The 12,161-nt window shown below is 33.4% G+C and carries 18 protein-coding genes; all 18 read left to right on the top strand.

Going from position 1 to position 12,161, the window contains the following annotated elements; all coding sequences use genetic code 11:
• Positions 1–60 precede the first annotated feature (60 nt).
• The 18 genes from ABMA45_RS04255 (at position 61) to ABMA45_RS04170 (ending at position 11,804) form a co-directional block, all read left to right on the top strand.
• Entirely contained in the window at positions 61–690 is a 630-nt protein-coding gene (locus ABMA45_RS04255; protein WP_022088644.1) for a hypothetical protein, read from the top strand.
• Positions 691–742: 52 nt separating this feature from the next.
• Positions 743–1,102, top strand: coding sequence for a hypothetical protein (locus ABMA45_RS04250; protein ID WP_022088643.1), 360 nt, complete (start codon positions 743–745; stop codon positions 1,100–1,102).
• Positions 1,103–1,104: 2 nt separating this feature from the next.
• Complete coding sequence (locus tag ABMA45_RS04245) at positions 1,105–1,749, top strand: hypothetical protein (protein WP_348029918.1); 645 nt, start codon at positions 1,105–1,107, stop codon at positions 1,747–1,749.
• Between the two features lie 14 nt (positions 1,750–1,763).
• On the top strand, positions 1,764–2,162 hold the full coding sequence (locus tag ABMA45_RS04240; protein WP_022088641.1) for a hypothetical protein: 399 nt from the start codon (positions 1,764–1,766) through the stop codon (positions 2,160–2,162).
• A 194-nt stretch (positions 2,163–2,356) separates the two neighbouring features.
• Positions 2,357–2,752 (top strand): hypothetical protein, encoded by a 396-nt coding sequence (locus ABMA45_RS04235; protein WP_022088640.1) that lies wholly within the window; start codon positions 2,357–2,359, stop codon positions 2,750–2,752.
• On the top strand, positions 2,736–3,989 hold the full coding sequence (locus tag ABMA45_RS04230; RefSeq protein ID WP_022088639.1) for a PBSX family phage terminase large subunit: 1,254 nt from the start codon (positions 2,736–2,738) through the stop codon (positions 3,987–3,989). Before ABMA45_RS04235 ends, ABMA45_RS04230 begins: the two co-directional genes overlap by 17 nt.
• A gap of 25 nt (positions 3,990–4,014) precedes the next feature.
• Positions 4,015–5,517: a phage portal protein gene (locus tag ABMA45_RS04225; RefSeq protein WP_022088638.1), complete on the top strand. Its 1,503-nt coding sequence runs from the start codon at positions 4,015–4,017 to the stop codon at positions 5,515–5,517.
• A gap of 8 nt (positions 5,518–5,525) precedes the next feature.
• A complete protein-coding gene (locus ABMA45_RS04220; protein ID WP_022088637.1) occupies positions 5,526–7,073 on the top strand; it encodes a minor capsid protein in 1,548 nt (515 codons plus the stop codon).
• A 17-nt stretch (positions 7,074–7,090) separates the two neighbouring features.
• Positions 7,091–7,324 carry a hypothetical protein gene (locus ABMA45_RS04215; protein WP_022088636.1) on the top strand — a complete coding sequence of 78 codons (234 nt, stop codon included), beginning with the start codon at positions 7,091–7,093 and terminating at the stop codon, positions 7,322–7,324.
• 209 nt (positions 7,325–7,533) lie between these two features.
• Positions 7,534–8,178, top strand: coding sequence for a DUF4355 domain-containing protein (locus ABMA45_RS04210; protein ID WP_022088635.1), 645 nt, complete (start codon positions 7,534–7,536; stop codon positions 8,176–8,178).
• A 19-nt stretch (positions 8,179–8,197) separates the two neighbouring features.
• On the top strand, positions 8,198–9,040 hold the full coding sequence (locus ABMA45_RS04205; protein ID WP_022088634.1) for a P22 phage major capsid protein family protein: 843 nt from the start codon (positions 8,198–8,200) through the stop codon (positions 9,038–9,040).
• Positions 9,041–9,059: 19 nt separating this feature from the next.
• Positions 9,060–9,218 carry a hypothetical protein gene (locus tag ABMA45_RS04200; RefSeq protein WP_022088633.1) on the top strand — a complete coding sequence of 53 codons (159 nt, stop codon included), beginning with the start codon at positions 9,060–9,062 and terminating at the stop codon, positions 9,216–9,218.
• A 17-nt stretch (positions 9,219–9,235) separates the two neighbouring features.
• A complete protein-coding gene (locus ABMA45_RS04195; protein ID WP_022088632.1) occupies positions 9,236–9,592 on the top strand; it encodes a phage head-tail connector protein in 357 nt (118 codons plus the stop codon).
• Positions 9,567–9,929, top strand: coding sequence for a hypothetical protein (locus ABMA45_RS04190; protein ID WP_022088631.1), 363 nt, complete (start codon positions 9,567–9,569; stop codon positions 9,927–9,929). The genes ABMA45_RS04195 and ABMA45_RS04190 overlap by 26 nt, the downstream gene beginning before the upstream one ends.
• Before the next feature lies 1 nt (position 9,930).
• Positions 9,931–10,398, top strand: a complete 468-nt coding sequence (locus tag ABMA45_RS04185) for an HK97-gp10 family putative phage morphogenesis protein (protein ID WP_022088630.1) — start codon at positions 9,931–9,933, stop codon at positions 10,396–10,398.
• A gap of 1 nt (position 10,399) precedes the next feature.
• A complete protein-coding gene (locus tag ABMA45_RS04180; RefSeq protein WP_022088629.1) occupies positions 10,400–10,765 on the top strand; it encodes a hypothetical protein in 366 nt (121 codons plus the stop codon).
• A 60-nt stretch (positions 10,766–10,825) separates the two neighbouring features.
• Positions 10,826–11,308, top strand: a complete 483-nt coding sequence (locus tag ABMA45_RS04175) for a hypothetical protein (RefSeq protein WP_022088628.1) — start codon at positions 10,826–10,828, stop codon at positions 11,306–11,308.
• A gap of 55 nt (positions 11,309–11,363) precedes the next feature.
• Positions 11,364–11,804, top strand: coding sequence for a hypothetical protein (locus ABMA45_RS04170; RefSeq protein WP_022088627.1), 441 nt, complete (start codon positions 11,364–11,366; stop codon positions 11,802–11,804).
• The last annotated feature ends 357 nt before the right edge of the window (positions 11,805–12,161 follow it).

The raw sequence follows: 12,161 nt of genomic DNA, 5'->3' as shown, positions 1-12,161 counted from the left end.
AATAGTAAGAGACACCTCTGGATGGGGTGTCTTTTTTGTACAAAAAAATAAGGAGAAAATATGCTGGTAAACAATTGTGGTGGTAGAGGTGCATCATTTAGAGCAAAAGGTGAGAAAAGAAGCTTGACTTTTGCAAAAGGGATAGGAAGTCCGTCAGAAAAATTACACCCCGCTTATATGAACAGAATAAAAAACACAGGAAACGAAGACAGAATAATACAGGACTTTAATAAAAAGCACACAAAAGCGAATAGAGAATATGCAATACAAATAGATGAAAATGGGTACGTTACAAATTATTACAAGGGTAAGCGGGGAAGTGTATCTTACAGCACAGAAGAAACAAAAGATAAACACCTTGTACATAATCATCCGTCAGCCGGATGGGGAAATTTTAGTGGTACAGATTTAGAAACTTGGGCGAGTACTGGACAAAGAGCAGTAACAGCAAGTAGCAGAAACTCAACTCCAATATCAAATGTTGACCCGAAGGTATATGCAAACAGAAGAGCTGGAACTTATACAATAAGAAAAAAGAGCCATTTTAAAAGAGATGAATTTATAAAAGCTATCAAAAATTTAAAGGTAGAAAGCAAAAATTATGATAGAAGCTTAGGAAAATGGCTGAAAAATAATGCAAGTACATTTGGATATGAATATACATATAAACCAGCAAAAAATAAAATTTAAAGGAATATGGCTATGGTTTAATATTTTATGCATAAGAGGAAGGTGATAGAAGATGGGCGGACGTGGAGCAAACATGGGAACCGGAAGAATACAGCAGATTACAGTAAATATGGAAGGTTATTATGCAACCTATAGAAAAGAAAAAGACGGGAATGTATACAAATATGAGGGCTCAATGATTGGTGACAGAGTACCAAGAACGTTAAAACAGATTGCGCAAGCAGCTGAAAAAATGGGGTATGAATATCAATCTTATAATGCAAAGCAGGTTAAAGAGTTAGAAAGAAAGCGAATGGAAGACCGTGAAGAAACAGATAAATTTCTTAATTATGCTTATGTAAGAGATAAAGATATGGTTAGAGGCAGCAGGATGGCAAGAATAGGCAATAGAGCCACGCGAAGGGTGAGATGATAATGGGAGGAAGAGGAGCAAGTAGCGGACTAACAAAGAAATCTTCAAAAAGTAATACAGACATGATGAGTGAGTTCAGAAATGCTGGAACAATTGTAGTTGATAAAGAAGTCAAGAACTTAAATAGTGTACTTGTTGACAAAACATTAAAAGGGGTTCGTGACACTTTGAATGAATTTGGATTACCTTTGTCAGTAGTGACAGGTATAGGGTTATCATTGTCTAATGACGCTGAGGCAAGTGCTAATGGTATGGGACAGTTGGGTTTTTCATCAAAGTATTACAGTTCGTCAAATAATGAATTCGCACCTAATGATTATACTGCTGATTATACAGCATATGGAACAGGAACTCATGAGGCAGGTCATTTAATATCAAACTATCTTATGAGAAAAAGTAACAGCTCACTTACTAAATTTCAGCAGGCAAAGCTAAGAACATCTGGAAAGTGGGATAGAAATATTTTAAAGCAAGCGAAAAAGATAAATGGTGGGAAATTATCGGCAATATCAAAGTATGGTAGTAATACTAAAGGTAAAGCAGCAGGAGAAGTTGTGGCTGAGGCTGTTTCTGAATATATGAAAAAGGGAAAATCTGCTAGTTCAACTAGTAAGGCTATAGTTCAAGCATTGAAATCATATGTATAGTAAGAGGTTGTATTATGGGAGGAAGAGGAGCAAGTAGTGGTATAAGTGTTAAAGGAAAGAAGTATGGTACAGAATATCGAACAGTACATAAAATTGAAAATATAAAATTTGTCGTACAGAATGAGAAAAAACCAGTTAAAACTCCAATGGAGACTATGACAAAGAACAGAATTTATGTAACTATAGGAAAGGATGGAGAACCTAAGTCAATTACGTTATATGATGAAAACGGAAAGAGAGAAAGACAGATAGATCTCACACATAATCATACAGTTAATGGTGTCAAAAGCAAGCCACATACACATATGGGGTATGAACATGACGAGAATGGGACTAGGCAACCATCTGTTAAAGAAAAAAAGTTAATTGACAAAGTAACTAGAGCGTGGGAAAATTATAAACAAGGGAAGTAGTTTACGAGTGAGAACAATGGGTGCAACCAAACAATGCACCAGTGCAACAAGATAAGCCACTAGGTTGTGAGTACACAGGTGAGGTTGTGACAGAGGAGGCGGTTGAAATCCGTTCGCCCTTAATTGGAGTTTTGCTATAATGGCAAGGCTCCATTTTTTATACTTTTTATTAGATGAAAGGCAGGTGAGAGTAAATGGGAAAAAGTTTCAAGGATATGACAACAAAAGAATTGCAGGAAGCCGGAAGAAAAGGTGGAATAAAATCCGGTGAAACAAAGAGAAATAAAAAAGCAATGAAAGAAACACTAGAGCTACTTCTCAGTATGCCACTTAAAAATAGAAAATTAATTGAGCCTGAACAAATAAAAAGTTTTGCAGATTTAAACGGCAAGAATATAGATATTCAAACAGCTATATTAATAGCACAGATACAAAAAGCGCTTAAGGGTTCAGTCGCAAGCGCAGAGTTTTTAAGAGATACAGCAGGTCAAAGACCGGAGGATATAATTAACTTAAATACAGACGCAGAAGACATGAATTTAAATATAAATATAAGTTATGGTGATGAAGTGAATGAACATAAAGGTTGAATTAAATCCGGCTTTTAAAAAAGTAAATGAAAGTACCAAAAGATATATAATTATGAAAGGCTCAGCCGGTTCAGGTAAGAGTGTAGACACAGCTACAAATTATATACTTAGATTAATGAAAGATGCAGGCCGTAATTTATTATGTGTTAGAAAATCAGATATAACTAATAGAGATAGCACCTTTGCTGAATTGCAAGGCGCTATTTTTCGTATGTTTGGTGAAAATTGGGAAAAGTATTGGAGCATAAAGCAAAATCCGTTGATGCTGGAATGCAAGCATAACGGAAACCAAATAATATTTAGAGGTGTTAACGATGACAAACAACGTGAAAAATTAAAATCAATTACATTTAAAAGGGGAAAACTTACAGATGTATGGATAGAAGAAGCGACAGAAATAACACAGAATGATTTTGAAATAATAGATGATAGATTAAGAGGTGAATTACCACCGGGACAGTTTTATCAAATCAAAGCAACATTTAATCCGGTAAGTGCAACGCATTGGATAAAGCGTGTATTTTTTGATTTGCCGGATAAAAATACATTGACACATTCGAGCAATTATTTGAATAACAGATTTATAGATGAAGCTTATAAAGCACGAATGGAGAGAAGAAAATTAGTAGATCCTGAAGGATATCGTGTATATGGATTAGGAGAATGGGGAGAAGTAGGAGGATTAATTCTTAGTAATTATATTGTTGAAGACTTTGATATAACACCAAGCAGATTTGATTACATGGTTAATGCACAGGATTTTGGATTTAATCATGCAAACGCTTTGCTAAATGTTGGGTTTAAAGATGGTGAACTGTATGTGTGTAAAGAACTGTATGTTTACGAAAAAGATACAAGTGAAATCATACAAATGGCAGATGCATTGAAATTTGATAAAAGATTAATGATGTATTGTGATAGTGCAGAGCCGGACAGAATAAAAATGTGGCAGAAAGCAGGATATAAAAGAGCCAGAGGTGTTATAAAAGGTCCCGGAAGTGTCAAAGCACAAATAGACTACTTAAAACAAATACCAAAAATACATATACATCATAGCTGCACAAACACTTATAAAGAAATTAGTCAATGGAAATGGCAAATAGACCAGAAGACAGGGTTATATTTGGATGAACCTGTTAATTTCTTTGATGATGCAATGGCAGCTTTAAGATATTCAGTTGAAGAAATTAGAAGAAACAGCCACTTGAAAGCAAAAAAGCGACCAAGAGGCTTTTAATTTATAGTAGAAAAGAGGTTAAGGAATGGCTATATATATTGACCCGGATGTGGTACAGGATATTGATAATATAAATTCAAGTGTATTTCGTTATTTAATTAAAAAGCATAAAGAATACTGTCATAAATTACAGAAAAATTATGATTACTATTTGGGAAAACATAAGATATTGTCTTCGGACATGGAAGATATAGAAAAGGTAAGAGTGTTTTCTAACTATGCAAAGTATGTTGTTGATATATCAACAGGTTATTACCTGGGTGAACCAGTTAAGTATAATAGTGATAAAGCGAATAAAAATAAACAGAAAAAGGAGATTCTAAATGCAGGCATACAGGCGAGTATACAGAATGGAGCTGTAAGACAGTACGACTGGGAAGAATCGAAACAAATTGACATATCAAGGGCAATAGATGTTTATGATAATCAGACTATCTCAGAATGTGATGCAAAAATAGCAAAGCACATAGGAATATTTGGTGAAGCATATGAATTGGAATATGCTAATAACAAGGAAAACCCTGAACCAAGAACAACAGTAGTTGACCCTAGAAATTGTATTATGGTTAGAGATAATACAGTAGAACATAATAAATTATTTGCTATCGTATATCAGCAGCAGGAAGATTTAGGAGAAGTTAAATATTATGATGTTACTGTATATACGGATCATAATATGAAAAGATACCGTTCAACTAATTTAGAAGATTTTGAATTTAAGCCGATAGTGGGAAGCGAAGCAGAACATTATTTTGGTGAAGTGCCAATTGTTGAATATCAAAATAATGATGAAAGACAAGGAGATTTTGAACAATGTATTCCTCTTATTGATGGATTAAATGAATTGTTAAGTGACCGTATTACAGATAAAAAGAAATTTGTAAACAGTCTTTTGGCAATGTTTGGTATTACATTAGATGATGATGATATAAAAATACTGAATAAAGAAAGATTCCTTGACGGCATACCACTAGATGCACGAATTGAATACATTCAGAAAGTATTTGATGAAGCAAGCATGAATGTTTTATGTAATGACATCATAAGAGAAATACATAAAATGACATTGACAGTTGATATGACTGATAACAATTTTGCCGGGAACAGTTCAGGACAGGCTTTAATGCTAAAACTAATGACTATGAACATATTAGTTAAGTCAAAAATGAGAAGTTTTGAAAAGGGATTGAAGAAACGTTTTGAAATGTATAATCATTGGCTGACAATTAAAGGGGAAATGGTTCCAATAGATAAAAAGGAGCTAGATATAATTTTTACTATTGCAATGCCAATAGATAAGGCTGAAATTGTAAATATGGTTACCAGCTTACAGGGAATCGTTGATAATAAGACTTTGATTAGTCAGTTATGGTTCGTTAAAGATGTTGATGAAGTGCTTGAAAATTTAAAAATACAGAAAAAAGAGGCACAACAGGAATATTTGGATAGTTTTGGATTAACTAAATCAACAGAGCAATCTGGAGAAGAAAGTAATAATAAAAGTCAAGAGGAAAAAGCAGACGAGTAGGTGAATAAATGGCTAGGTACTGGGAAAAAAGAAGCATTGATTTGGAAAAGTTAATTCAGGAAAAAAACGATAAGACAATTATCAAAGTGAACAGATATTATGAAAATATATTTAAAGAGTTAAATGCACAAATTGGCAAGATTTTTTCAACATATGCAACAGAAGGACAAATGACCATTGAAGAGGCTTTAAAATTGCTGAATACTCAACAAACAAAAGAGGTATATAATACTTTAAAGCGTATATATGACCGTACTGACAATGAGGAGATTAAGCAGGATATACTTAACAGACTTAATGCTCCTGCGTATGCTGCCAGAATTGCAAGAATTGAAGCAATGCGTGATTTAATATATTCAGAGGCACAGAATATAGGGTGGGCAACTGAAATGGCTTTACAGGCGAGAATGATAGACACATATCAAACATCGTTTTATCAGACGCATTACACGATTCAAAAAGGTACAGGTTTAGCTTATGATTTTAATAAACTAAGTAATCCGGCGGTAAAGGCAGCAATTGCAAATGAATGGAAGGGTGCAAACTATTCAAAGAGAATATGGAACAATACAGACAAATTGGCAAATGATTTGGAAGAGATACTAACACAAGGGTTAATGATTGGTATATCAGGCAAAAAGATGGCTACCAGAATAGTAAAAAAGATAGATAGCGGCAGATATGAAGCAAACAGGCTGATTAGAACAGAAGTTAATTATATTGCAGGGCAGGCAAGACTTAAATGTTACGAAGATATAGGTACAGAAAAATATATATTTATTGCTACACTTGATACAAGAACTTCAGTACAATGTCAAAAGTTGGATAAAACAATTCATTTAGTGAAAGATGCAAAAGTAGGTGTTAATTATCCACCGATGCATCCAAACTGCAGAAGTGTTGACAGCGCATACATAGAAGGAAAAGACTATTCAAAATTAAAGCGACGTGCAAGAAATCCGATAACCGGAAAGACAGAGCTTGTGCCAGCTGATATGACTTATGGTGAGTGGAAAAAGAAATATATTGACCTGAAAAATGATTCTGAATATCAAAATGCAAAGGTAAGGGCGGGAGTAAAAAATATTGAAAAATTGCATAGTTCTGATATAATGAAATCGAAAGTAACAAGTGGTGCGTTAACAGATAATAATGATCCACTATATGAAAAGAGAAACAGGCATGCTAATAGTTATTACGATTCTGTTAGAAATAGTAAGAAAAATAATATTATTAATACTATTGCAAGTAATACAGGTATGGCAGAGTCTGACATATCAAAAATATATGATCATGTATTTATAAATGAATACGAATTGTATGGTGGAAAACGTAGATTCGATCCGGATTACGATATGGCTGAATCATTCAGAAGATTAAGAGAAGGTAAAGAAATACAAGAACATGATTTGATTTTATTAAGACATGAGCGACTTGAATATGAATTAATGAATAAGGAGGGGATGACATATCAAGAAGCACATAGTATAGCAGAAACAAAATATAATTATAGAAAGGCACTTGACGAATTTAAGCATAAAAATAGCTTATTGTAGAAAAGAGGTGTATTTTTGTGGTAAGAATTGAATTATTAGAATTAACTGATAAAATCGTAAAATATAAATATATTCCAGAAAATTCAGATGAATATGGAATAATTTCTTTGGATAGAATGACTGGAGAGAAAAAAATAGATAAGTTAGTTTTAGGATATTCTATGAATTATCCTGCTCATGCATTTCATCGAATAAAGGAGTATTTAGTGAATAACAATTTTCAAAAGAAAGATATTATAGCATGGTATTAATACCACCCAGTCGAAAGATTAGGTGGTATTTTTATACAATTAAATATGATTTAAAGAGCAGTTATCAAATGATATCTGCTTTTTTTATATGGCAAGGAAAAGCCGTAAAAACCAAGAGTTTATAACAAACAATAAGGCAGGGACTTATTGGGTGTATATAAAAACAAGTAAACTGTGAGGCAGGAACTCACAGGGAATAGGAGTTAGATATGAGAAAAGAAAGTAGACGTTTACAGATGAAGTTACAGTTTTTTGCTGAACCCAAAGAACCACAGGAACCTGAAAATCATCCTGAGGAATTAAGCCTTGATGATGTGATGGAAAAGTTTAGTGTTGATGATATTTTGGCAAGACCTGAGTTGGCAAAAGGTATACAAAGCCGTATAGACAGCACAGTTACAAAAGCATTAAATACAGCACGAACAAAGTGGGAGCAGGAACAGCTTGACAACATGGATGAGGCAAAAAGATTAGAGAAAATGAGTGCTGAACAAAGAGAAAAATATCAGTTTGAAAAAGATAAAAAGGCTTTTGAAGCTGAGCGAAAGAAGTTTGAGCATGAACAATTGGTTGTTGCTACAGGAAAAGAATTATTAAAAAGAGGATTGGATTCTAGCTTTGCATCTTATCTTACAGGAACTAATGCCGAAGACACAAATGCAAAAATCGATAGCTTTGAACAGTTATTTAATTCAGCAGTAACTAATGCAACTAACAAAAAAATGCAGGGAGAACCGCCTAAAGAACCGAAAACAGTTAAAACGATTACGCTAGATACAATAAAAACTATGTCAGCGGATGAAATTAATAAAAATTGGGATGAAGTGCAGTTAGTACTTGCAGGCAAGAAATAAGAGAAAAGGAGACTAAAAGATGTCAGTTAAAAATTTTATTCCACAGATTTGGAGCGCGAGATTATTAGAACATTTAGACAAAGCACATGTATATGCTAATTTGGTAAACAGAGATTATGAAGGTGAAATTAGAAACTTTGGTGATACTGTTAAAGTTAACCAGATTGGCGATATTACTATTAAGGATTATACAAAGGGAAGTGACATTGAGGACCCGGATGATCTTGATGGAACACAGCAGATATTAACCATTAATCAGTCAAAGTATTTTAACTTTGGAATTGATGATGTGGATAATGCACAGACAAATCCTAAATTAATGAATGAAGCAATGTCCAGAACTGCTTATGGAATGAATGATGTAACAGATTCATTTATTGCAAATTTAATGGCAGTAGAAGCAGGCTCAACAATTGGAAGTGACGATTCACCAATTGTACCAACAGCCGCAAATGCATATGATTATTTAGTAGATTTAGGAACCGCATTGACAGAAGCAAATGTACCATTAGTAGGCAGATGGGTTGTTGTACCGGCATGGTATCATGGCTTATTACTTAAAGACAGCAGATTTGTTGCAAATGGAACAGATTATAATAAGGCAATCTTAGAAGGCGGTTATGTAGGCGTTGCAGCAGGATTTAAGATTTGGGTATCAAATAATGTACCTAATACATCAGGAACAAAATATAAAATCATAGCAGGTACAAATGCCGCAACTTCATATGCTGAACAGCTTACAGAAGTTGAAGGATACAGACCTGAAAAGAGTTTTAAAGATGCAGTTAAAGGATTGCATATCTATGGAGCAAAAGTATTTCAGAAGAAGTGCTTGGCATGCATGACAGCTAATAAGGCCTAAGACAGAAAGTGAGTAAACTATGACGGTTAAGATATTAAATAAAAATACTGGTTTTACAACGGAATGCAGTAACAATGATGTTATAAAAATTTGTAAAGCAGATACTTTAAATTACGAAGTATCTGAACTTACAGAGCAAAAGAAACCACAACAGAGAAAAAAAGAAACTGTTAAATAGTGGAGAGGAGTGTAAAGATGGAAACATTAGACCGATTAAAAATAAGACTAGGTTTAGAAACTGTTGATGCTAATATGGAGGTTACATTGACAGAATATCTAGATGAAGCGGCAACGGCTATTAAACTTTATCTTAATTTGGATTATGATAAGGAACTTGATAGTCGTTTTGTTTCCACTCAGATAAACTTAGCACAGACGTATTACAATAGAGATATGGCAAAAAACGTAAAATCAGAAAGCTATTCAGAAGGTGTTGTAAGCCAAAGCGTGACATATATGTCAAGTAATGATTATGATACAAAAGAAGAGCAGCTATTAAGTAAACTGGCAAGATATAGGAGAGTATATGCAAGACGAAATGATAAGAAATAGGGGAAGATTTGGTTTTTCAAAAAGAAAGGTAATGGAAAATATTAAATCTACACCGGTATATCCGTATGAGTTTAAAACTGATAGATACGGTAATACAGAATATAATTATCCTGAAGAATCAGCGTACAACCTGGAACTAATATGGTTACCTATATCAAGTCAGGTAGAAATTGCAGAATATGGCGAGCGTATAAATGAGATGATGCAGGCATGTTTATTTTCTGATGATGAAATAAAAGAAAAGGACAGAGTTTCAATATCAGGAATTTTATACAATATAATAGCTGTAAAACCTTATCCAAGTTACAGATTACTCTTAGCTGAAAGGGTGAGATAAAATGGATTTTAAAGTAGATTCTAAAGGATTTGATGATTTCATAGACAAAATGTCTGTTAATTCGGAAAACCTTGAAAATAATGTAATGAAAACCGTTAAGCAAATAGCGCAGGAAATAGCAGATGATGCAAAAGACTTAGCACCGGTTGATACAGGACATTTAAGAGAAAATATTTTTTCAAGAGTGGTACAGGATGGAAACATAATAGTAGGAGAAGTATTTTCAAATATTGAATATGCCGCATATGTTGAGTTTGGAACCGGTACAGTAGGGCAATCAGCAGGGCTAACGCGTGAAGGGATAAATTTGCATTATAGACAAACACCGTGGAGATATAAAGATGAGGAAGGAAAGTGGCATTACACTAAAGGTCAAAAGCCACAACCTTTTTTATATCCGGCTATGAAAAATAATGAAGATAACATCAAAGAGAAGTTAAAAACAGCAGTAGTAATGGAGCTTAGATAATATGGTAGATGCAAGAGTACAGATTTTAGATTTACTAAAAGAAATTGATACAGATGGGTTGAAGGTATCTATGAATTTCCCTAAAAAGATTGATACAGTGCCTTTGATAACGTTTTTTGAAATTAATAATAGTAATACCAACATAAAGATACGTGATTTGTTATCGTATCAGATTGATGTGTGGGCGGATTCATTTGAAAGTGTTATAGATTTGGCAATGTTAGCTGATGAAAAGATGATAACGTTAGGATTTAAACGCGATTATGTAACACCTGATAGTGATAGCGTAGATGCTTCAGGATTATATAGAAAAACATTAAGATATAGCAGATATGTTGATGTTAGAACAAACAGGTTAATTGATTAGAGAGTGGTTATTGCATAGAGGTAATAACCACTATTTAGTTATAAGAAAGTGAGGTTGAAAATGGCAAGTACAAGCAAGACAACTGAAACACAAAGTAATGAAGAAAGTGAGGTAGCAGTAATGGCAGTTGAAAATACAAAACAGGGTTTGGCAAGTATTGGAATTTCAGTAAAGGTTAATAGTGTTGCACTTAATTATGTAACAGATATAGGCGATATTGGAGGTTCACCATCAGAACTTGATGCAACTACACTAAAAGACAAAATAAAAATTACTGTACAGGGTGTAAAGGATATTAAGGCATGGGAATGTTCATATTTATATGATAATTCAAGTACAACAAGTGATTTCAGAAAATTAAAAGCACTTGAAAAGGCAGGAAATATAGTTCCTGTTGATGTAGCATTCCCGGATGGAACAACATTTAAAGCAACTGGATATGTATCAACCATGATTAATGGTGCTAAAGTTGACGAATTAATCAGTGCAAAATTATCGGTATCATTACAGAGTGATTGGGAGATTACAGACCCAGCAGCATAATATAGTGAGGGTTTATGCCCTCACTTTTTTAAGAGTAATAATAAGGAGTTATATTATGAAAACATTAGAATTAAGATTAAAAAACAATGAAGAAATGATAAAGGTACATTTAAGATTAACTTGTGGTGGCCAGAGAAGTTTAAAAGAAAAATTTGAGGAAGACACACTTTCCACTTTGATGGGTGGAATAAATGAAATTGAAAAAACAGTAGCGGTATTTGATACTGCATTAAATTATAAAGATAACGGCAATGTTATTACAGATGGAGAAGAATTATATGATTTATTAGTCGATAATGGAACTTGTGGAATGGATGGATTTGCAAAAGTATTAACCGATATTGCTGTAGCATCCGGAATTATAAAAAAGGATCAGGCAAATTCATTGCTTAAGAGTGTAAAAGATACATATGACAATGTATTTGATGAAATTGACAAAGTAATGGGAGACAATAATGAAAAGGTTAAAGAAATTATAGAAACACCCAGAGAGTAAAAAGCAGGAATTAACAGTTGAAAAGATAATTTTTGAAACAAGAGTAGCAGGTGCAGGATTTTATGAAGCATTAGATTTTACGTGGGGCGAGGCTATTGAATTTATTAAAATTTACAATGAACGCAGGAAAAGAGAAAATCAGGACCGGGCAATAATAGCTTTTAGAGAGGCAGATTTAATATCTCAATGGATTTTTAAAAAAGAAGAAACAAATATTACGGAAGTATTTCCGTTTTGGAGTGAAGCGGAAAAAAATGAAGCAACAAAACAGGCAAAAATAAATAAATACAAGAACATTATGTATAGATATGTAAACAATACGAAAATAAATAAGTAATGAATTTAATAATTAGTAGG

Origin of the sequence: Eubacterium sp. CAG:156 (assembly GCF_000434315.1) — a bacterium.
Taxonomy (GTDB): domain Bacteria; phylum Bacillota; class Clostridia; order Lachnospirales; family Lachnospiraceae; genus Eubacterium_U; species Eubacterium_U album.
Note: the sequence above shows the minus strand (reverse complement) of the source record. Positions and strands in the feature narration are given on the sequence as shown.